Genomic DNA, 23,556 nt, shown 5'->3' on the forward strand with positions numbered 1-23,556 from the left:
TTCAATTACCAATACTAACCCGTTACCTCATACAAACAGTCCGGAAAGTAAAAGGTTCCGGACTGCTTTTTCAACCGATCCGATCTATTTCTTCCCTCCCATATTTCCGGTTCCTCCCATTGCTCCGCTTTCCTGAATATTTTTTACATCATCGTTCGTAATGGTACGGGAAACTTTTTTCACACGTTCGGAAAGACTGCCGATACGCCAGGATACATTTACGGCAAACGATCTTACGGTCATTCGGTAATCGTCCTTTGTCCGTAAATACGGAGTCTGGGTTTTATTCGTATAAGTGCGGTCTTTTTCCAAAAAGTTGGCTGCCGACAATGTCAGATTCAAACGATCTTTCAGGAAGGCTTTATTCAGACTCACACTATAATAATAGGCGGACATCCCTTCTCCTTGCAAAGAGATAGCGGGCAAAAAATAACCTCCGTTCAGGCTCAACCGAAACCCATGATTGAAACCTTGCTGTGCACCCAGATAAATACTCCCGGTCATTCCTTCGTTACTCATCCCTTTCGTATAGGGATTTCCATGATTTCCGCTGCTGTATTTTACATAATTCAAATTTCCGTTGAGATATATCCGGGCCCGGGGACTGGCATTCCAATTCACAAAAGCAGTCATACCGACCGATTGATTGTTGCCGATATTCCCGTATGTCGTATTTAACACCCCATCGGCATCGATAAACTGGTACTGATTGATGCTATTGTTCGTAAAACTATACAAAGCTGCCAGATTAATATTGAACTTCTGGGAGAAACTACTGAAATTCAAGGTTACATTGTGATTCTTCTCCGATTCCAGATCAGAATTACCGTACCTGACATCCAAAGGGGTAATCACTTGACGGAAAGGATTCAGGTAACTGATTCCCGGACGGCTGATACGCATATTATAAGTCAGCTGCACGGTCCGGAACATACCGGGCTGCCAGGACAATACCACCGAAGGAACAACATCTGTAAAGTTTACATCGAAATTTTCATCTTTATCCGTGTTAAAACGTACCTTCTGTGCCGTATGTTCCATACGAATCCCGGCTTTCATGCCTATCTTACGATATTTCAAACCATAACTGGTATAAGCTGCTATTATACGCTGCAAATGCTCGTAATCCTCTGAACTTTGTAACGGATCGGGCTGCCAGTCTCCGTCCTCCGTCCCTTTAATCCGGTAATCGCCTTTACTGTCGTTATTTCTGAAAATATACTTTACCCCGGCTTCAATTGTATGAAATTTAGCAAAAGTATTGACATAATCTCCCTGCACCGTATGTTCCCGCGTAGATGCCTCATTACTCCTGTCCTGGTAACGGCTCAATTGGTTCAGAAAAGGATCGTCTCCTTCCAAATCGTAAATATGATAAAATGATCCGAAATTCTTAGGAGTGCGATCGAAACGGTAGGAAAGCGTAAAAAATTCCTGTTTATTCCGACGAGCCGTATGCTGATAATCGAGGGTAACGGTCTGTGCTCCCAAATCCGTATTTGCTTTTCCCTGCTGACGATAAGCATAAACCGGATCTCCGCTGTTATTATTCATCCAGGTGCGGGAATTCATATCCATTTTTACATTCCCTCCGTACAAATTTCCGGAAAGAGTCAGTAAATTCAACGAATCGATTTCGTAACTGGCCTCTATTACGCCATAATGCAAGGGCAAACGTTGTTTCATCTCATTCCTCGTATACAGGAATTTTCGGGCCGGATCGGTCAGGTCCTCCCGGATTGAAGTAGCCAAATTAGCCGGAGCTTTATAGTATTGGTACCCATAATTAGCCGATAACGACAACTTTCCCGCTTTAGCCGAAATGTATGCACCGGCATTGGTACCAAAACTGTTCACACCAGCATTCAAAGTCGCCATAAACCCCTCCATTCCGCTACCGCCCATTACAATATTGATAATCCCACCCACTCCTTCCGCATCATACCGGGCTCCCGGATTACTGATTACCTCTATATTTTTAATACTGCTGGCGGGCATCCCTTTCAAAATCTGCCCCGGATTATTCGTTAATAAATTGGATGGCTTACCGTTAATGAAGATCCGATAATTCGTATTCCCGTTCAGACGGATATTATCTTCTCCGTCAACAGTTACACGAGGTACCTTCCGAAGCATATCCAATGCCGTATTTGTTTTAGAATCGGGATCGTCAGCCACACTGTAAGACAATTTATCTACATCGTTTTTTACCAGTTGCTTTTGTACTTTTACAACGGCTTCCGATAATTCATTCGATTCATTACTGATTTTCAATTTTCCCAGATCGATTATCTTTTCGTCACCTTTTATCTGAAACTCCTGTTCCAAAGGTTTCCGACCAACATAAGTCAAAGTAAACAAATAGGCTCCGGGAGTTTGTAATTCAAACTGAAACATACCGTTTACATCCGTTACCAACATTTTGACAGGATTTTTCAGATCCGTTTTTTTCAGTACCCGGATGGTTGCATAAGGTTCGGTTTCTCCCGTAATCGAGTCGACGACAATACCCTTTACCGTATAAACGCTTTGTGCAAACAAAACCAACGGACACATCATACACAAAAGAAAAAGCATCTTTTTCATAACTATCATTTTATTTTTAAATCATTTTTATTCATTTCCCTCTATTTTCGAATCCCCGAAAGCATAACCTTTCTCTATCGGTCCTGTACAAAAATACGACACCAACCTTACCCGGACTTTACAACTTCCTTACATTTACCTTACATTTTCGCCTCATCCTTCTTACACACTCAATATAAAACACTGATTGAAAACACATTAAGCACAATCACATTTCCTTACATGATTTTTCCATCCTGATCAGGTATAGTTTAAAAACAGAAGATTGTATAACTTTGTCATAACAAGAACAAAAAATCTATGAACCAGATATCCGATCATTTGAAAGCCAAAAAGATATTATTGGTTGACGATGAACCTCAATTACTGAAAATGACAGAAGGGATATTGCATGAAGCCGGATTTTATAATATCATAACAGCCGACTGTGTAAAAAGAGCCTTGGAAATATGCGGAAAGGAACAGCCGGACCTGGCTATACTCGACGTCATGCTTCCGGACGGAAACGGATACAATATATTACATGAAATCCGACAAAATTCCGATATCCCTGTTCTTTTCCTGACGGCCTGTGATCAGCCGGAAGATATATATGCCGGACTGGATGCCGGCGGCGACGATTACATGGTAAAGCCTTTTTTACCTAAAGAATTGATATTGCGGATTACAGCTATTCTGCGACGCTGTTATAAAAACGATAAATCACAGCTGCAATTGGCTCACGCTGTTATCGATTTTGAGAAAGCGGAAGTAATCCGGCAAGGAGAAATATTTCCTCTGACAGCAAAAGAACATGCCATCCTCACCACACTAAGCAAAGCAGCGAACCGGATTGTTACAATCGATGCCCTCTGTAATGCAGCCTGGGGGGACAATTTATACGGATATGAAAATTCCCTGATGGCACACATCCGCCGAATCCGGGAAAAAATAGAAATCAACCCCTCTGCTCCAGATTCACTGATTACCGTCAGAGGTCTCGGTTACAAATTAATGGTATAACAACTTATGAAAGGATTCCAGAAACTAGCCAAAAGAACCATACGTCAGACACTTCTGATGATGCTTTTCCTGTTCATATCAGGTATTCTTACTTATGTATTGATTTTCGGTTATTACTTTTATGTACAATTCTCACGTCACACCCCTTCGGAGATACTCAGAACAGTAAGCAAAGGGCTTTACCATAACAACGACTCCATTCAATTGGACAGCACCGGCATTCGTATCCTGGACGAATCCGATACATGGGCAATACTCGTAGACAACAATAACGGAAATGTCATCTGGAGTCATGCGCTTCCAGACAATATCCCTACACATTACACCCTATCGGAAATCGCTTTATCCTCCAAAAACTACCTGAAAGGCTACCCAACCTTTATATGGACACACGACGACGGACTGATTATGATCGGCATGCCGAAAGAGCGGTATACGCCTTTACGGGGTTATTTACCGGCTAGCTTAATCCGGGATATGCCCTGGCTCACCCTGTCTTCTTATATCATTCAGTTAATTACCCTGTTGCTCGTCTTCTATTTCTTCGAACGACGGACATTCCGCTCTATGCGCCCTATCCTAAAAGGATTACAGGATGTTGCTGACGGTAAAGACCTGCATGTGAAAGAAAAAGGGACCTTTTCGGAAATTGCCGCTTACCTTAACCGGACTTCTGCATTACTAAAGAAAAGGGCAACAGTGCGGGAAAACTGGCTGGCAGGAGTTTCACACGACATCCGGACACCTTTGGCCTCCATTCTGGGATATTCCGGACAAATCGAAACCGATAAATCGCTGCCGGAAGATGTAATCCAAAAAGCCACAATCATACGTAACCAGGCTGTCAGATTACGGGAACTGATCAGTGACCTGAACCTATCTTCCCGTCTGGAACACGACGACCGCCTCATACAACGCGAAATCTTCGGTATCGCTCCTTTCTGCCGCAAAATTATAGCCGAATTTCTAAACGATTATGCCGATGAAAATTATCCGATACATATTGAAATCAATAAATCCGTTCAAACGACACAAATAAACGGTTCTCCCAATCTGCTGAAACGAAGTATCTACAATTTATTATTAAACAGCATAAGACACAATCCGACCGGATGCACCATCACATTCCGGCTGGAACGGACCGATCACCAGTGTAAAATATCAATTACAGATGACGGAATCGGATTACAAAATACATTACTGGAAAAACTAAAAAAAATCCAGGGTAAAGAAGCGGACTCCACTCTCCTTTCAGGCCAGGAACACGGATTAGGGCTTTACATCGTATGCCAGATCATAAAAATGCACAGCGGCAACATTACCTTCTCAACCAACACCCCCTCCGGATTCCGAACCTCCATTTATTTACCGATATTATAATAATACCGGGGGAAAGCCCTGAAAGCCTTCCCCCGATACACCTAATACTAAAATAAACTCAAATCATCATCACTTTTCCCACATTTTTTCAATTTCTTCCAATGATTTACCGGTAGTTTCCGGAACCAGCTTCCAAATAATAAGCATATAAGGCACGCACATAACTGCAAATAATAAAAATGTTCCGGCCGGACTGAGATGCTGTAACATCCAAGGAGTTAACTGACCGATCAGATAGGTTCCTATCCACAAGGAAAAACCGGCAATAGACATCGCTATTCCCCGTACTTTTATCGGATACATTTCTGAAAGCAATACCCAAATCACAGCACAAATCGATACGGCACAGCAAAAAATATAAAACAAGAAAAAAATCAACAGGAAAATACTGGAAATCCCCAGGTTTTCTCCCATCGTAAAATAAAATGCAATCAGTATCAAAGACAGGATCATACCCGAAACACCGTAGTATACCAATTGTTTTCGTCCGACTTTATCGATAATCACCAATGCCAATACAGTGGTCAGCATATTTACAACCCCCACCATTACCTGGTAAAACAAGGAATCTCCTCCGGACAAGCCACTGCTTTCAAAAATAGCCGGTCCGTAATACAATACGGCATTCACTCCCATAAATTGCCCGAGTATAGCAATACCGACTCCAATCAGGACAGCTTTCAGTATCCCGGGTTTCAAAATCAATTTCCATTCGGATTTTGTTGCACTCTTCACAACTTCCCGGGTAGCGTTCAACTCCTCTCCGGCCATTTCATCCGAACCGTAAATCCGTTTCAGAATACGATGGGCAGACTCCGTATGCCGGCGAAGAATCAGCCAACGGGGACTTTCCGGAATAAAAAATATAACCCCAAAAAACAAGATAGCCGGCAAGGCTTCCATCCCCAGCATACCTCTCCATACTTCTGTATAAAAAACCTGATTCCATAAGGATTCTCCCGATACACTACCAACAGAAGCATTGTTCAGTAACGCATAATTGACCAAATAAGCCCCGAGGAAACCGACGGTTACAGCCAACTGATACAAAGAGACCAAACGCCCCCGGTAACAGGCAACGGAAATCTCCGATATATATAAAGGTGAAATAATAGAAACAACACCTATACCCACACCTCCGATAATCCGATATACGACCAACTGATTAAAATTCCCACACACGGCACAACCGACTGCTGATACGGTAAATAAAACAGCCGAAATAAGCATTGTTCGCTTTCTCCCCAAATAATCACTCATCACTCCGGCACACAACACGCCGACAATCGACCCGACCAAAGCACACCCTACATACCACCCCTGCTCTATGGCATCTAATGAAAAAAGCTGGGACACCTGAGCTATGGTCCCGGAAATGACAGCCGTATCGTAACCGAAAAGAAATCCACCCAAAGCAGCCACAACAGCCAGAAAAACAATATAACCGATGTTTATCCCTGATTTCATATCAATATCTCTACTTTAATTTTATTTATCCAGAATCAAATCTCAAAATACTCCCGGTATCTGTCGTACAAATGACCGGCTTGCAGATAGGCTGACTGCGGACTCATAAAATGTGAAAATTCAAAGGTAATCGCTTTATCGTATCCGGCTCGTTTTGCAGCTTCCAACTTCAAACGCAGCTTATCGAATTTAATCGGAAGAAAACGGATCGGCATATCCCGGTCGAAAGATTCGGCATTCGTCCAACACTGCATACCGTATTTATCTGCCAATTTTTTATTTACCTCAAAAAAAGCATCCAGCTCATCGTAATCGATATGTCCGTCCTGAAAAGCACAAGCATCTACAACGTCATGAATACCCGAAAAAATTTCTCCCCACTCCCGTTCATGTTCCTGCACCGACACGGCATCTGCTTTTGTCAAAGTATTTCCGCTCGCCATCACGGCCTTTTTTCCATCTATCCAGGGAGAAATAAATGTAGGCAATCCACCGGAAACTTCTTTACACTGCTTACCCATCACATGAAAAGCCCCGATAGCCCCTTTTGTCTTGCGGCTGATCTCCCCGCTGATATACCAACCTCCGAAACTCTTATGCTTAGAACCGTAATCTTCCCATACCTCATCTATTACATACTTGTTATCCTCTACTTCCCAGCTTAAATCACCCGTATCCCAATATTTACCTGAATCATAAAGACCGAAATAAAACTTCATCCCGTGCTTATCCGCCAAACGTAAAAATAAGTCCAGCAAATCCATCGACGGCATATAGCACCCTTTCTTCAATAAATATTTCGAAGGATAAGTAATAAATTTCCGATAACCCGAACGAATCATAATGACCGTATCTATCCCTATTGCTTTCATATATCCGAAATCCGCATCCCATTCCTTGGCTCCCCAATTTTGATGAGGAATATCATGAGAAATCTCATCCAAAAAAGTTCCGGTTATCTGCAAACCGTTATTTTTAGGTACGATCAGATCACCGGAAGCCAACAAAGCCGACTCCGTTTCTTTTGATTTAGCAACAGCACCCGCACATCCACCCAGTACAGACGGTACAACCAATGCAGAAGCCCCAGCCACTGCCATTTGTTTTAGAAAATCCCGACGATTATTTATTTTTGCACACATATTTATTGAATTTTTTTAATAATTCAGCCACACAAAGATATACATATTTATTAAAAAACAAGGATTACATACACTTTTTTACTAATATCCTACAGTATCACCCACTGATATTCAATGTATGGTTTAATTATTTATGATGTTTAATTATTTACAATTCCATCTCATCCCAAATCAATAATCGCTCATTTCAACCTGAAAATACATCTGCAGAATCCACTGATCCTATCGTAAATCAAAAATCATAAATCGTAAATTACACAATGAGTCCGTCCCAGTGTGTTATTTTCTTCATACCCATTTTACAATTTAAAATCTAAAATCTAAAATTTAAAATCATAAACCACCTCTTCTAAACCCTTCTACAAATCAGCAATCTCCCCAATCGTAAATCAAAAATCATAAATCGTAAATTACACAATGAGTCCGTCCCAGTGTGTTATTTTCTTCATACCCATTTTGTAATTTAAAATCTAAAATCTAAAATTTAAAATCATAAACCACCTCTTCTAAACCCTTCTACAAATCAGCAATCTCCCCAATCGTAAATCAAAAATCAAAAATCGTAAATTACACAATGAGTCCGTCCCAATGTGTTATTTTCTTCATACCCATTTTGTAATTTAAAATCTAAAATCTAAAATTTAAAATCATAAACCACCTCTTCTAAAACCTTCTACAAATCAGCAATCTCCCCAATCGTAAATCAAAAATCAAAAATCGTAAATTACACAATGAGTCCGTCCCAGTGTGTCATTTTTATTTTATTGCAAAATATTTTATACATAGTTTCACCGGCTTCGTAAAATTATATGCATAGAGAACGAGTGTTTTATAAAATAATACACAACTCATTCTATATCAAACGTTAGCATTTAAATATTTACAAAAACATCTGGTTGAAAGTCGAGAATGTATTATCTTTAAGACCACAAAAAAGAAGAATATGAACGAAATATACAGACCGCTTACCCAAGAAGAAATAATCACATTAAAAAAACAAAATTGTACTGCTACCGACTGGAATCACATAAAAGTAGCCCCTCATTTCACTACCGACTACATTTCAAATGTCCGGTTTTCCGGAGATATCTATTTGGGTGAATTTTCCCAATCGTTCCATTTGGACGGAGGACTCTGCAAACATTCCGGCATATATTATGCGACACTGCACAATTGTCGTATCGGGAACAATGTATTAATCGAAAACATACCGAATTATATTGCCAACTACACCATCGGTGACGATTGTTTCATCCAGAATGTAAACCTCATCGTCGTCGAACAGAAAAGTAGTTTCGGAAACGGAACACCGGTTTCCGTGCTGAATGAAACCGGAGGACGTGAAGTTCCGATCTTCAATGAATTATCCGCACATCTGGCATATATTATAGCTTTATACCGCCATCTTCCCGTATTAACTGAAAAATTAAAACGGCTGATCGACCGATACACCGAAAAACATAGCTCTGAAACAGGATCGATCGGCCGGGGTGTCACCATTGTCAGCAGCGGTAGTATCCGTAACGTCATAATCGGCGACAAATGTACGATTGACGGTGCTTCCCGACTAAAAAACGGGACAATAAACAGTAACGAAACCGCTCCGGTCTATATCGGGCATAACGTTGTCGCCGAAGATTTCATCATCGCTTCCGGCACCAGTATTACAGACGGGGCAACATTGGTGCGCTGCTTTATCGGACAAGCCTGTCATCTGGGACATTTGTTCTCGGCTCATGATTCTTTATTTTTCAGCAATTGCCAGGGAGAAAACGGAGAAGCCTGCGCCGTATTTGCCGGTCCATATACCGTAACGATGCACAAATCCAGTCTGTTGATTGCCGGTATGTTTTCGTTCCTGAACGCCGGAAGCGGTTCGAACCAGAGTAACCATCTCTATAAACTGGGACCGATACATCAGGGAATTGTAGAGCGGGGATCTAAGACTACCAGCGATTCATATATACTGTGGCCGGCCAAAATCGGAGCATTTTCCTTAATCATGGGACGCCATGTAAATCATCCCGATACCTCCGACCTTCCGTTTTCCTATCTGATTGAAAAAAATAACCAGACGTATCTGGTTCCGGGAGTGAATCTACGAAGCGTCGGAACAATTCGTGATGCACTGAAATGGCCCAAACGGGACAAACGTACCGATCCCTGCAAATTGGATTATATCAATTTCAATTTACTTAGCCCATACACCATACGCAAAATGATCGCCGGTATCGAAGTACTGCATTCCCTTCGTTCCGTATCGGGCGAAACTTCCGAAGAATACTCCTACCAAAGTGCCCGGATCAAAAACAGTTCACTGGAAAAAGGCATCGTTTTATATGCCAAGGCCATCAACAAATTTTTGGGTAACTCGTTAATAAAACGTCTTGAAAACATCCGGTTCCGGACAAATGAAGAAATACGTTCACGCCTCAAACCGGATACCTCCAAAGGGGCTGGAGAATGGATCGATCTTGCAGGACTGATTGTTCCGCAAAAGGAAATAGAAAATCTGATTACCGCCATTGAAAACGGAGAAATCGATTCGGTAGAACAAATCTGTTCTTTTTTGGAAGCCTTACACCGTGATTACTATACCCTGGAATGGACCTGGGCTTGGGATACCATACAGAAATGGTATGATATCTCTCCCGACTCAATCACGGCTCAGGATATCATCCGTATCGTAAATATATGGAAAGAAGCCGTCATATCACTGGATGAAATGCTTTATAACGATGCCCGGAAAGAATTTTCATTAATGGCCCAAACCGGTTTTGGGGTAGACGGTACAAATCATCAAAAACAGATGGACTTCGAACAAGTCAGAGGTGATTTTGAAAGCAATCCTTTTGTAGAAACCGTCCGTCATCACATCTCCGACAAAACGGCATTGGGGAATGAACTGATCGAACGCATGGAAAAAATACATACAGACTGCCAAACGTAAATTGGAACAGCCTTTCCATTTTCCCCTCTGCTTCAGATCCCAATCTAAAATCTAAAATCTAAAATCAAAACCTACTTTATCCCTCCCCGATTCAACAAAGTCATAAATTTATCTTTATAAGAATCCGAAACCGGGATATATTGTTTACCGAAAACAATCCGGTTTCGCTCTACAACCCGGATTTTATCGGCCCGGACAATAAACGAGCGATGTACCCGGATAAAATCGGAAGAAGGCAATATTTCCTCGAGAGCTTTGAGGCTCATCAACGGAACGATAGGTTGGCCCTCTCCTTCCAGATAAATTTTGACATAATCCTTCAATCCTTCTACATATAGAATACGGTCCAATTCTATCTGTAGCAGTTTGTAATCCGTTTTCACGAATATACTCTTTAATTTTTCTTCCTCCGGTATACGACGAACCATCTCATACCATTGCAAAGCCTTATTGGCAGCCTGTAAAAAGTCAGGATAACTGATCGGCTTCAGCAAATAATCCAAAGCATTCACCTTATAGCTATCCACCGCATACTGTTCGAAAGCCGTCGTAAAAATAATCCGGACATGTTCTCCTACGATCCGGGAAAACTCCATCCCGTTCAATTCAGGCATCTGAATATCCAGAAAAATCAAATCGATATCTCTCCAGCCTACTTTTTCCATAGCTTCCAAAGCACTGGAAAATTTACCGGCCAACTTCAAAAAAGGAGTCTTTGCCACATAACTCTCCATCAACTCCAAAGCCAAAGGCTCATCATCGATAATACAACAAGTCAGATTCATACCCCCGATTTACAACGTATTCAATTTCAACTCTGCAATAAAACGTCCTTCCTTCACTTCCATTCCGAGCTCGTATCGCCCCGGATAAAGCAAAGCCAGACGCTTCCGTAAATTTTCCAATCCGATCCCCGACCCGCTCTTATCGTTTTCCGCTTTCGGGAAATAACTGTTTTCTACCCGGCAAATAATTTCCCGTTCCCCAATAGTATGTAAATTTACATGTATAAAAGACTCTCCTACCGGATGAACCCCGTGTTTAAAAGCATTTTCCACCAAAGTAATAAATAACAAAGGGGCCACTTCGGGATCGCTTTCCGCATAAATATCGGTCCCGATGTGTACCCTTTCCGGTAGCCGTATTTTCATCAAGGCAATATAATTATTCACAAATTCGATTTCCTTCATAAAAGGAACGTATGTCTGATTATTCTCATACAGCATATAACGTAACAACCGGCTCAAATCATGTACGGCATGTTGTGCCTTTTCCGGACTGAAAGCAATCAAAGAATAAATATTATTAAGCGTATTGAAAAGAAAGTGCGGATTCAACTGATTCTTCAAATTTTTTAATTCCGCTTCGGCATGCTCCCGTTCCAGCTCCTTTCGTTCTGTTTCAGAACGATACCAGTTCCCGGTCACCCGGATAGCTACGCTTAAACCGGCTGTCAAAGCCATCAACACAAAATCACGCGAAATAAACAGCAGTTTTGGAGGTCCCGGATGTGTTGAAACCGTTTTTTCCGCAAAATGTGTAAAATGATAAGTCATCCACGCATCCAGACATACGCATATAATCGATATGAGCAAAAGGTTCAGAAAAATATACCGCCATAATTTCTTACGAAACAAAACCCGCCGGATCAGCCAAAAATAATTCGTATAAAAAACAATCATAAAAGCCAGCGGTACAAAGGCATATCCTAAAAACCAACGCCAGGTTATAGCATTTCCCTCCCGTGTTGCAAAAAACAGGGGAAAACCGAACATAATACCCCAACCGATCACATGTATCAGCCAAAATAATTTCGACCTATCCTTTACTTGTTCCATCATACAATTTTTACCCGACAAAAGCCTGTCTCAAAAATAATAATTTCTTTTATACATTCATCTCCCTTCGGGATTTACCTCCGCCCACTACTCATAACGGATAGCTTCTATCGGGTCCAGTCCGGAAGCCTTCTGTGCCGGATACCAACCGAAAAATATACCCGTTACCGTACATACAACAAAAGAAAGTATGACGGAATACCATTCTACATATACCGGCCAGCCTGCGAACAGCTTCACCGTCCAGGAAGCTCCGATACCGAAAACAACTCCGATCAGTCCCCCTGTCACGCTAATCAAAATCGCCTCTATCAGAAATTGCGCCAGAATATCCCTGCCTTTTGCCCCGATAGACATCCGCAGACCGATCTCCCGGGTTCTCTCGGTCACGGATACATACATAATATTCATAATTCCGATACCCCCCACCAACAACGAAATTCCGGCAATACAAGCCAACAACACCGTCATCATATCTGAGGTCGAATTCATCATCGAACTCAATTCCTGTTGCGAACGGATATTGAAATCGTCATCATCTGTATCCCTCAATCTGTGATTACGCCGTAAAATACTCGAAATCTCTTCCTCGGCATCCTCTGTCTGCCCTTCACTCAATGCAGAACAAAAGATACTCTGTAAATGGGTGATGGCCAGAACACGTTTTTGAATCGTGGTGTAAGGTGCTAAAATCAGATCGTCCTGATCCATCCCCATTGTATTGTAACCTTTAGATGTCAATACGCCGATAATACGAAAAGGTATCTTACCAAAACGGATGATCTTACCGATCGGATTCTCTCCGTTGTTAAAAAGATTCTCCACAATGGTTTTTCCGACCACGCATACCTTAGCAGAACTCACAATGTCCTGTTCTCCGAACATATCACCTTCTGCTATTGAATATTTCCGGATGTCCAGGTAATCCGGAGTCACCCCATAAATGGAAGTCGGGTAATTATTCGCTCCGAAAATCGTCTGTCCACTACTGCTCACGGAAGGAGAACAAGCTGCCACATAGCGTGTTTCATTCACAATCGCTTTATAATCTTCTAATTTCAGGCTCTGCATGGCGGCGGGGTCCTGACGTACTCCTCCACGCATATCTGCTCCCGGATGAATCATAATCATATTAGACCCCATCTCAGAAATCTGCGCCTTGATACTGCGTTTAGATCCCTGACCGATAGCGAGCATAGTGATCACCGAAGCGACACCGATGATAATTCCCAACATCGTCAGGAATCCCCTCATCTTATTGTTTCCCAAAGCTTTTAAAGCTATTCTGAATAAGTTTGTAAAATTCATATCTTCTCCGTTTCTGCGTATCCCCGTCGCCACAGACCGGGTTACTCTTTTTCATTATTAAAACCGGAAATCCTCACGGCAATACCGTTCATCCCCGGTAATTTCTCAAACCGGTATCAGTCATCCGTTTTCGGTAGGGCAGCCAATGTTTCCTTAGCTGAAGCGATATGTTCATTCCGGGTATCCTGTATCACATGCCCGTCTTTCAGAACAATGGTCCGACTGCTGTAAGCCGATAACTCCGGATTATGTGTCACAAACACGATGGTACGCCCACGGGCATGTAAATCCTGAAACAACGTCAGAATTTCAAAAGAAGTACGGGAATCCAGATTCCCCGTTGCCTCATCCGCCAATATCAATACCGGATCATTAACCAAAGCCCGGGCAATGGCCACACGTTGCTGCTGTCCCCCCGACATCTGATTCGATTTATGGTAAAGCCGGTCCTGCAGACTAACAGCATTCAAAGCTTCAATAGCCCGGCGTTCCCGCTCTTTGGCTGAAACAGCCGCATTATACATCAACGGCAATTCAACATTCTCAATGGCTGTTGTCTTAGGTAACAAATTATAAGATTGAAAAACAAAACCGATCTTATGATTCCGCAGTTCCGCCCGCTCGTTCTTTCCCATCTGCCGTACCGAATAGCCATCCAGCCAATACTCGCCTGTCGTCGGAGTATCCAGACATCCCAGAAGATTCAGCAATGTAGACTTTCCCGAACCGCTTGTCCCCATGATCGTGACAAACTCTCCGGCCTGTATGGAAAATGATATTCCGCGCAAAGCGTGAACAATTTCATCTCCTACAACAAAATCCCGTTTGATATCCTTTAATTCTATAATCGCATTCATCACTCATTTATATTTATCTGTCTTTCCGGCTATCCCCAACAAACCACTCATTTACAATTATGAAACACATTTAGGCGATCGCAAATTACCTGTTATTACTTTTCACCTTGTTTCCAGGCCTCTCTCCTTTTATCTGCCATCAATCTGTCGTCTCTTACTTTTTATTTTTCTTATCGCTTCCCGGCGGTTTAGGCATAAACGGACTGGATTCGGTTTCTCCGGTTTGCGGAGGCCCCATAGCCGGTTTACCCGTTTGCATCCCGATCACGACCTCCTCTCCTTCCTGCAAGCCGTTTACCACCTCCACAACAGAGGTCAACAAAGTACCTAACCGAACCTCTTTCTGTTCCAACGTATCTCCTTTCTTCACCCACACCGTTTTTTGCAATGCCGGATTTTCTACCTGTACCGGTTCCAAAATAACTCCGCTTGCTTCAGCAACCTGATAATCGGGGACAAACTTCAGGGCCTTCGGAGAAATTGTCAGCACACCGTTCTTTTCCAGGGTATAAATAGATACCGTCGCCGTCAATCCCGGCTTCAGCTTTAGATCGGGATTCGGTGCGCTGATAACGACTTCATAAGTCACGACGTTCGACTCGACAGTCGCTTCCAGGCGTACCTGAGTTACCACTCCCTCAAAAATATCGTTCGGATAGGCATCTACAGAGAATGTCACCCGCTGTCCGTCCATCACCTGACCGATATCGGCCTCATCTACATCCGCAATTACCTGCATCTCCGTCAAATCTTTAGCAATTGTGAACAAAGTCGGTGTTTCGAAACCGGCAGCAACCGTCTGTCCTTCTTCCACTTCCCGGCTGATCACGACACCGTCAATCGGACTGGTTATCACAGCATACCCCAGATTACGCCTTACCTTTACAATATCTGCTTTGGATTTGTCATAAGTGCTTTTCGCTTTTTCGTAATTATAGGTCGCACTCTCGTAATCGGTATCACTGATCAGTTTTTTCTCAAAAAGTACCTTGCTCCGGGCATAATTTTTCTGCTGATAATCATATTCGGCCTTGGCATTCGCCAATTGAGCCTCCTGTGATTCCAGTTCGGCCTGTAAAGTCACTTTATCCATTTCTGCTATCAACTGCCCTTTTTTTACGACACTATTGTAATCGACGTAAATTTTATCTACGATTCCGGATACCTGGGTACCGACATCGACTTTCGTCACCGGCTCAACCGTTCCTGTTGCAGAGACCATATTCGAAATACGTTCTCTTTTCACCTGTGTTGTCTCCCAGCTGAGTGCTCTCCCGGGCGAAGCTCCCAGAAAAAAATAGCAGACAACTCCGATAACCGCTACTCCGGCAATTCCTAAAACAATCTTTTTCATTTTCATATCGTTTTATTTATCGATTTCTTTAATTAATTCAACTGTATCCCTTTTCCCTGGTAAAAATTCAGCAATTGTAAATTCAATACAGCCATATATTTGGCTTGTACCAATTCTTGTTGTGCTGCCAGCAAATTATTTTTTTCAGTCAACAATTCTACCGTATTTTTCATGCCGAGATTAAACTGTTCTTCCACCAGGCTATAACTCTGCATGGCAGCCTTTACGCTTTCCATGGCAGCTTTATAACGATTTTGCGAAGACAGGGCATCCAAATACACCGTCTCAACGGTTTTCAACAACTCCTTTTGGGAATTTAAATAATCCAATTCTGCATTTTCGACACTCAATTGAGCCAGTTTTACTGCCGATTTGTTCTTACGGTTACCGGCAATGGGTACGCTCAGAGTAACTCCTACACTCTCGTTGAAATTATGCCTTAACTGATCTGAAAAAGAGTAACCGGAACCGGAAACATGACTTGTACCTATACCTGCCGTCAAATTCAAAGAAGGAAGATAACCGGCCTTTGCAATAGCAACATCGCTCTGTGCTGACACTACCGACAAACGGCTCCCCGCAATTTCCGGCATAAAATCCAATGCCGCCGTATATACCTCTTGTTTCGACGGTAATAGTTTCAATACATCGCTCTCCGACAGAGAAGGAATATTCAAACGGATATCGTCCATTATATTCAATTCAAGCAATTGCTTTAAAGACAACCTGTTTTCCTCTAAAGTCGCCCGGGCCGCCACCGTTTGATACTTATCGGTGCTGTACTGGGATTCCAGTTGGGCCAAATCGCTTTTCGAAATCGAACCGGCCGTATACAACTGCCGGGCACGCTCACACTGTTGTCTGGAAACTTCTTCGGTGTTTTTATTGATTCCGACTGATTCCATCGCATATAATACCTGCAAGAAACTTTCCGTGATTGCGATCTCTATATTGTTTTCAGCTTCCCGGATATACAGTTCCTGTATCTGATTCTGTAATTCCTGCTGACGAACCTGTTTTCGTAATTGTCCTCCCTGATACAAGGCAACGGAAGAACTGAATCCGTAATTTCCACTATAACTGTTCTCGTCAGCCTCCACGGACTTCGGACGATTTACCCAATTGTGCGAACTTGAGAAGGAAAGAGAAGGGAATAATTGTGCTTTACTTTTCAAATACTGCTCCCGGTTCTCCTCCAAAGAGATTTTGCTTTTCTTCACCTGGATATTTTGCTCGCGGGCATATCGGATACACCTTGACAAATTCCACTCTTCCGGTTTATCCTGGGCTTTTACCCCTACAGGGGAAAATGCCAGCCAAATCATTATCGAAGTTATAACCCCTTTCATATCTTTTATTGTATTTTATACAAACAAAAATAGAAAGCGATCATTTTAAGGACAATTTTATTCGACACAGGCCAGCTATTTATCGACTGATTTCCCTTTTTTACCTATCAAACCACATCTGAAGAACAGGATATACGACACCCCGTTATAAAAAATGCCGGTATTCTACGCAAGAACACCGACATTCACTATAATTCATTATAACCGCTTACAACTCTCCGATCCCCTGCCGGATAATTTCCGGCTCATCTCCCGTACAATCCACAACTGTAGAAGCTACATTATGCCCATAGCCGCCATCGATAACCAAATCGACCGATCTGCAATATTTCTCGTGAATCAATTCCGGATCTGTCGTATATTCGACAATTTCGTCATCATCATGCACCGAAGTCGTAAGCAAAGGATTACCCAATTCCTCCACAATAGCCATTGCGATATAATTGGCCGGAATTCTGATTCCAATCGTTTTTCTGCGATTCATCAGAACATTAGGCAGCTTTGTCGTCGCATTCAATATAAATGTAAAAGGCCCGGGAAGGCAACGTTTCATTATTTTGAAAACCTCATCGCTCACCTTAGCATAGGTCGCAATATTACTCAAATCCCGGCATATCATCGAAAAACTGGCTTTTTCCGGCTTTATCCCCTTCAATGCAGCAATCCGCTGGACAGCTTTTACGTTATTGATATCACACCCGATAGCATATACAGTGTCCGTCGGATAAATAATGATTCCGCCTTTTCGCAGCAGACTTACAATTTTGAGGATATCCCTTTCATTGGGATTATCTTCAAATAATTTAATCAGCATAATATAGAGTCTCAAAGTCAAAGAGTCTCAAAGTCATCAAGCCTATTCCAGACCGGTGCCCTTGAGACTCTTTTGCCGGAATCCGGCAAAAATTATGAATTTACTTTCTGATAGTCCTCCAAAAACTTTGCCAAACCACTATCTGTCAAGGGATGCTTTAACAATCCCTTGATTGCTGCTAACGGGCAAGTAGCAACATCTGCTCCGGCTTCCATACATTGAATGATATGCTGCGTTGACCGTATCGAAGCAGCCAACACCTGCGTTTTAAATCCATAATAACCATACATATCTACAATCTTCACCACTAACTCAACGCCATCACTGGCAATATCATCCAAACGCCCTACAAAAGGAGAAACATAAGTTGCACCGGCTTTCGCAGCCAACAATGCCTGTCCCGGAGAAAATACCAACGTACAGTTGGTACGGATCCCTTTTCCGGTAAAATATTTAATGGCCCGGATTCCGTCTGCAATACAGGGAACTTTTACAACTATATTCGGATGCAAAGCAGCCAATTCCTCTCCCTCTTTAATCATTCCCTCATAATCGGTAGCGATCACCTCTGCACTTACATCTCCATTGACAATCTTGCAAATTTCGACATAATGCTTTTTGCAGTTTTCCTCTCCTTTAATACCCTCTTTCGCCATTAAAGAAGGATTTGTTGTAACACCGTCTAAAACTCCAAGCTCGTTTGCTTCCCGGATTTGATCTAAGTTTGCTGTATCTATAAAAAATTTCATAGTTTAGATTTTATTAATTAAAAAAGTCCGCATACGTTAGCGTTAGTGACGAAACAAAATTATGATTTTATCCCTAAAAAACGGCAGAAGAGGAGAAATATTTCTTTATTAGGTTCTAAACTCCGTTTGCAACCTACTTCTGAGGTAATATTTCAATCCAATAGCCATCCGGATCACAGATAAAATACAACCCCATCTGCACATTTTCATAACAGATACATCCCATCTCCCTGTGATAAGCACGTACCTGCTCATAATCTCCGGCTACCCGAAGACACAGATGATATTCTCCTTCTCCCAAATCATAAGGTTCTTTACGATCTTTAAGCCATGTCAATTCCAACGAAAAACCGGTCTCCCCATCCCCCAGATATACCAATATAAAAGAACCGTCTGCCGCCACTTTACGACGTATTTCTTTCAATCCCAAAGCCTTATTATAAAAGGCAATACTTTTGTCCAAATCCAATACATTAAAATTGAAATGATCAAACCTGCTCTTGATTTCCATAACTTTTATTTTTAATTCCTGTTTATAGCCTCTCCCGAAAAGAAAAATAACTTAAAATTCAACCGACATGCCGGGATGTGTCAATACAATGAATTCCGTTCCATGATTCTCCGCATATTCCCGAAAAGCATTTGCTTTCGCATACCTTTCCCAAAAATGCATCGGAACAAATTTCCGGACCGGAATACGATCTATAAACTGTTTTGCGCCTGACATATAATCCGCTCCCAAACGAGGATCAACCGGAAACATCGCCAAATCCAAAAAATCGGCATCCTTTGCCAAAACAGCCACTTCCCGCAAAAAAGCTTTTTCCGCTTCTTCCACTTCCTGTTCGGTAGATTCCTCTCTCCAATGCCAGTTATTCAAATCTCCGGCATGAAATATACGCTTCCCCTCTGTATGCAATAAAAAAGAAATGCCGACATCCGTCGATCCATATGCTTTAATCCGTAAGAAATCATCCTGCCATGTTTCTCCCTTATCCAACCAAACCACATCATCTTCCCACTCTTTATTTCCTTTTCGTATGTCCGAAGAAAGGATATAACGAAGATTTTTCTTCTCCGACCAACCGAATATCTCCGGATTAAAATGATCGGGGTGTGCGTGGGAAGCGAGTATATACATTCTTTTCTCCGTATTCCTCAAATATTCATGAACAGTTCCCTCTTTTCCCTTCCAACCGCTGTCTTTATAATAATCGATCACAACGACGATATTGTCATTCTCGAGTATAAAACCACTGTGGTATACATAAATAAGCTTCATAACCGATTCTATATTGTAGTCTTATCAAAATTAGCTCAAAAATCAATACCGACAAATGTAAAAACGGATTTAATTGTAAACAGGCCATATCCGCCGGTTTAAGCGGAATTATTGATCCGCAACTGACACTTTTCGATCGCTCCATCCTGAAATGCCGATTTATTCTGATCTACGGTTCTTCTTTCTCTGTACAGCGAGAATGGTATGTTCCGCCTAAAACTGTAAATCTAAAATCAACCATGTATATCTCGTTTGTTGATGAAAAAAGCTGTCGTTTCCAACAGCTTTTATATCCTTAAATTTTTATCTTCAGTTTCTGGCCCGGCCTTATATCTTTAACGTCGTTCTCACTGATTCCGTTCCAACGCATAATATCCCGGTTTGTCACTCCCGGATATTTTTTGGCTATCGTCCAAAGATTCTCTCCTTTTTTAACAGTATAATATACAAATTCGCCGTCTATTGTTTCCACCTTCGGAACGTCCGTTTCATTCGTCACTTTCCCTCTATAGCTGGCCTTATCTTTATACTTCCCGACTTTACTGTTAGGTACATATACCACCAGCTTCTGACCAACCCGGATCGTCAAACGTCTGTTCAGGTTATTCCAATATTTCAAATCAGCCAGACGAACATTGAATTTAGCAGCAATCGCTCCCGGGACATCCCCGCTCCTAACGGTATAAACCAACCGGGCTTTATCCCCCGTCACACTCGCAACATGGGCATAACGTTTAAAACGGTCGTTCGGATTAGCCGTCCGGTCGCTATTGTCAAAATACACATTGCGCTTATAGGCAAAAATCGTATCCTGATTATCGATAAAATTACCGACATAATTATAAGGCATTTTCAAAACATACGACTTTCCTAACCCGGCCGGAATAATATCTTTAGTATATTGTGGATTTACATCACGTAACTCTTCCACTGAAATATCCATATTCTTACATATCTGGTCAAAATGAAGGGCGTCCTCAACCACAATCGTATCACAAATCGGAGGTAAAGTACTCTCTATCGGATAAATATTATGTTCCTTGCTGTAATTGAAAGCGTATATTGCTGCAATAAATGCAGGTACATATCCGCGGGTCTCCTTCGGCAAATGGTAATATATATCCCAATAATTCTTTTTCCCGCCGGAACGCCGGATGGCCTTGTTGACATTTCCAGGACCGCAATTATAAGCAGCTATCACCAGTATCCAGTCTTCATATATGCTGTACAAATCGTTCAAATAACGTACAGCTGCCTGTGTCGATTTCACCGGATCGAAACGTTCATCGATAAACGAGTTGATTTCCAGTTTATACATCTTCCCTGTCGGATACATAAACTGCCATAATCCGCAAGCCCCGGCCCGGGAGCGGGCAACCGGATTCAAGGCACTTTCGATTACCGGTAGATATTTCAATTCCAAAGGCATACAGTTAGCCGCCAAAGCTTCTTCGAAAATCGGGAAATAATATTCACTTGCCCCCAGCATCGTCGCTACCTGCATCCGTTTCCGTACCGTATACAAATCGATAAAATTCCGGACAATATTATTATAAGACAAATTTATAGCAGGATTCAGGGAATCCAACCGCAACAGATAAAGAGAATCCGGGAATTCCGGAACGGTTTTCAACATCTCTGCAATATAGGCCGAATCGACATAAGTATCTGTTTTCTTCTGGTTTTGCAACCATTGAAGATAGTAATTATCGATCGTCTGAATAAAAGAAGGCTGAATACTATCCGTCAACTGCCCTTCGGACTTCAACATACTACTATCCTCTACCGACACAAGCTCCTGACCTCCGGCAATCTTACATACACATAAAAATACAATCCAAACCAACAAACGCATAATTCAATCCGATTAAAAAGTTAAGGTTAAAGTCAGTCCTACCATTCCACCCGAAGAAGGACTGTAAAAAGAAGAAGGTTGTATATTCAACGAAAGATCGTCGTCTATTTCAAAATCATAAAAATGAGCAAAAACACAGGCATCGATAATTTGCAAAGCATAGATTGCTCCCATTGTAATGTAAAGCAAATCCCGGTTACGTTTGAAATTATCTTTCTTATTCTGTAACTGACGCTTAAAATTAGACTGCTGCTGAGGTGTAAAATTCTCAACATCTCCTCCGACATATACCTTATCCCAAGATGGATTTTCAGGATAAGGAGTATTGGGATCTTTGGCTTTCTCTTCCAAATAAACGGTATAGTCCACAAAAGCATTCTTATATTTCTTAAATTGCTTGGTATTCCAACTGATACCATATACCGTAGCTCCGATACCACCATACAGAATAGGTACTTTCCACCACTGTCCGTTATAAATCTGTCCGGACCCCGGAAGGGCCAAAGCCATATAGGTCGCTTTTTTGGGAGAATGCGGCTTTTTGGTAATTTTTTCAGCAACAATAAGTGTATCTGTCGTTACTACGGTCGCCGTATCCGCACTGCTTTCCACATTTTGAGCCCGGACACTGACACATGCCAACAATACCGATATGACTATTAAAAATGCTCTCACTTATTTCTCCCGCTTATCCGTTAGCCTTCGATTTTATCCAACAACTCTATTATTTTTTCCAGTTCTTCATCAGACTTAAAAGAAATAACGATTTTTCCTTTTCCGGCCTCGTTCCGCTTCAATTCTACTTTCGTATCGAAACGACGGGACAAATGTTTCTGTAATTCGATATAATCTCCCAGCTCATTTTTTTGCTTCCCTGCTTGCGGAGCATCCGTTTCCGGTTTTTCAGGCCGCGGATTGGCCAACTCTCGCACAATCTCTTCCACCTTCCGTACAGAGAAATCGTACTTCAGAATCTGCTCGAAAATCATAAACTGGGTATCCGGATCCTCTATATTTATAATGGCCCGGGCATGCCCCATACTGATTTTTTTATCCCGTATCGCCAACTGTATCTGTGCCGGTAATTTCAATAAACGCAAATAATTGGCAATAGTTGCCCTCTTCTTCCCCACACGATCACTCAATGCATCCTGTGTCAGACTGCATTCATCCAATAAACGCTGGTAACTGATAGCCACCTCAATTGCATTCAGGTCTTCCCGCTGAATATTCTCAATCAAAGCCAGCTCCAACAAGCTTTCATCTTCTGTCTTGCGAATATATGCAGGTATCGTCGTCAAACCGGCAATCTTAGAAGCCCGGAAACGTCTTTCACCGGCAATAATCTCGTATTTTCCCTCTTCTACCGTCCTTACGGTAATGGGTTGTACAATCCCTATTGATTTTATGGAAGCCGCTAACTCATTCAATGCTTCCTCGTCAAATTCCGTTCTCGGTTGAAAAGGATTCGGACGGATATCTTCCAATTGCAGCTCTTGAATAGCCGACACAGCCTGAACCCGGGGTTTCGGATCTTCTGCCGCATCTGTTATCAAAGCACCCAAACCCCTTCCTAATGCACTTTTTTTCACCATATTCAAAATGTTATCGCTGTCAGAACAG

At 42.0% G+C, this 23,556-nt stretch carries 19 protein-coding genes; 3 read left to right on the forward strand and 16 right to left on the reverse strand.

The window, feature by feature from the left end; all coding sequences use genetic code 11:
• Positions 1-84: 84 nt before the first annotated feature.
• Positions 85-2,586: a TonB-dependent receptor gene (locus tag BN8908_RS09840; protein WP_068690317.1), complete on the reverse strand. Its 2,502-nt coding sequence runs from the start codon at positions 2,584-2,586 to the stop codon at positions 85-87.
• 300 nt (positions 2,587-2,886) lie between these two features.
• Here BN8908_RS09840 and BN8908_RS09845 point away from each other — a divergent pair, with 300 nt between their 5' ends.
• Both BN8908_RS09845 and BN8908_RS09850 read left to right on the forward strand, forming a co-directional pair.
• Positions 2,887-3,588 carry a response regulator transcription factor gene (locus BN8908_RS09845; protein WP_021987561.1) on the forward strand — a complete coding sequence of 234 codons (702 nt, stop codon included), beginning with the start codon at positions 2,887-2,889 and terminating at the stop codon, positions 3,586-3,588.
• Between the two features lie 6 nt (positions 3,589-3,594).
• Positions 3,595-4,968 carry a sensor histidine kinase gene (locus BN8908_RS09850; protein ID WP_082989245.1) on the forward strand — a complete coding sequence of 458 codons (1,374 nt, stop codon included), beginning with the start codon at positions 3,595-3,597 and terminating at the stop codon, positions 4,966-4,968.
• A 69-nt stretch (positions 4,969-5,037) separates the two neighbouring features.
• On the opposite strand, the gene BN8908_RS09855 is transcribed toward BN8908_RS09850, so the two are convergent.
• Together BN8908_RS09855 and BN8908_RS09860 are read right to left on the reverse strand one after the other, a co-directional pair.
• Positions 5,038-6,435 carry a sugar porter family MFS transporter gene (locus BN8908_RS09855; RefSeq protein WP_068690319.1) on the reverse strand — a complete coding sequence of 466 codons (1,398 nt, stop codon included), beginning with the start codon at positions 6,433-6,435 and terminating at the stop codon, positions 5,038-5,040.
• Positions 6,436-6,470: 35 nt separating this feature from the next.
• A complete protein-coding gene (locus tag BN8908_RS09860) occupies positions 6,471-7,577 on the reverse strand; it encodes a DUF4434 domain-containing protein (RefSeq protein ID WP_068690321.1) in 1,107 nt (368 codons plus the stop codon).
• 943 nt (positions 7,578-8,520) lie between these two features.
• Here BN8908_RS09860 and BN8908_RS09865 point away from each other — a divergent pair.
• Positions 8,521-10,527: a DUF4954 family protein gene (locus tag BN8908_RS09865; RefSeq protein WP_021987532.1), complete on the forward strand. Its 2,007-nt coding sequence runs from the start codon at positions 8,521-8,523 to the stop codon at positions 10,525-10,527.
• A 71-nt stretch (positions 10,528-10,598) separates the two neighbouring features.
• Here BN8908_RS09865 and BN8908_RS09870 read toward each other — a convergent pair whose 3' ends face one another.
• The 13 genes from BN8908_RS09870 to BN8908_RS09930 all read right to left on the reverse strand — a co-directional run bounded on the left by BN8908_RS09870 (position 10,599) and on the right by BN8908_RS09930 (position 23,528).
• Positions 10,599-11,312: a LytR/AlgR family response regulator transcription factor gene (locus BN8908_RS09870; RefSeq protein ID WP_068690323.1), complete on the reverse strand. Its 714-nt coding sequence runs from the start codon at positions 11,310-11,312 to the stop codon at positions 10,599-10,601.
• Between the two features lie 9 nt (positions 11,313-11,321).
• Positions 11,322-12,365, reverse strand: a complete 1,044-nt coding sequence (locus BN8908_RS09875) for a sensor histidine kinase (RefSeq protein WP_068690325.1) — start codon at positions 12,363-12,365, stop codon at positions 11,322-11,324.
• 87 nt (positions 12,366-12,452) lie between these two features.
• Positions 12,453-13,673, reverse strand: coding sequence for an ABC transporter permease (locus tag BN8908_RS09880; RefSeq protein WP_068690327.1), 1,221 nt, complete (start codon positions 13,671-13,673; stop codon positions 12,453-12,455).
• 116 nt (positions 13,674-13,789) lie between these two features.
• A complete protein-coding gene (locus tag BN8908_RS09885) occupies positions 13,790-14,530 on the reverse strand; it encodes an ABC transporter ATP-binding protein (RefSeq protein WP_021987528.1) in 741 nt (246 codons plus the stop codon).
• Between the two features lie 154 nt (positions 14,531-14,684).
• Positions 14,685-15,890 (reverse strand): efflux RND transporter periplasmic adaptor subunit, encoded by a 1,206-nt coding sequence (locus BN8908_RS09890; RefSeq protein WP_068690329.1) that lies wholly within the window; start codon positions 15,888-15,890, stop codon positions 14,685-14,687.
• Between the two features lie 26 nt (positions 15,891-15,916).
• Entirely contained in the window at positions 15,917-17,233 is a 1,317-nt protein-coding gene (locus tag BN8908_RS09895; RefSeq protein ID WP_068690332.1) for a TolC family protein, read from the reverse strand.
• Between the two features lie 208 nt (positions 17,234-17,441).
• A complete protein-coding gene (locus BN8908_RS09900; RefSeq protein ID WP_021987525.1) occupies positions 17,442-18,047 on the reverse strand; it encodes an L-threonylcarbamoyladenylate synthase in 606 nt (201 codons plus the stop codon).
• 92 nt (positions 18,048-18,139) lie between these two features.
• Complete coding sequence (gene fsa, locus BN8908_RS09905) at positions 18,140-18,796, reverse strand: fructose-6-phosphate aldolase (protein WP_021987524.1); 657 nt, start codon at positions 18,794-18,796, stop codon at positions 18,140-18,142.
• A 133-nt stretch (positions 18,797-18,929) separates the two neighbouring features.
• The gene (locus tag BN8908_RS09910) at positions 18,930-19,307 is read right to left on the reverse strand and encodes a VOC family protein (RefSeq protein WP_021987523.1); all 378 of its coding nucleotides are present in this window, start codon (positions 19,305-19,307) and stop codon (positions 18,930-18,932) included.
• A 51-nt stretch (positions 19,308-19,358) separates the two neighbouring features.
• On the reverse strand, positions 19,359-20,078 hold the full coding sequence (locus BN8908_RS09915) for an MBL fold metallo-hydrolase (protein WP_068690333.1): 720 nt from the start codon (positions 20,076-20,078) through the stop codon (positions 19,359-19,361).
• Positions 20,079-20,373: 295 nt separating this feature from the next.
• Positions 20,374-21,933, reverse strand: a complete 1,560-nt coding sequence (locus tag BN8908_RS09920) for a lytic transglycosylase domain-containing protein (protein WP_148453263.1) — start codon at positions 21,931-21,933, stop codon at positions 20,374-20,376.
• A gap of 12 nt (positions 21,934-21,945) precedes the next feature.
• Positions 21,946-22,608, reverse strand: a complete 663-nt coding sequence (locus tag BN8908_RS09925) for a DUF5683 domain-containing protein (RefSeq protein ID WP_068690335.1) — start codon at positions 22,606-22,608, stop codon at positions 21,946-21,948.
• Positions 22,609-22,628: 20 nt separating this feature from the next.
• Positions 22,629-23,528: a ParB/RepB/Spo0J family partition protein gene (locus BN8908_RS09930; protein WP_021987519.1), complete on the reverse strand. Its 900-nt coding sequence runs from the start codon at positions 23,526-23,528 to the stop codon at positions 22,629-22,631.
• Positions 23,529-23,556: the final 28 nt, after the last annotated feature.

Origin of the sequence: Culturomica massiliensis (assembly GCF_900091655.1) — a bacterium.
In the GTDB taxonomy this organism is placed as follows: Bacteria; Bacteroidota; Bacteroidia; order Bacteroidales; family Marinifilaceae; genus Culturomica; species Culturomica massiliensis.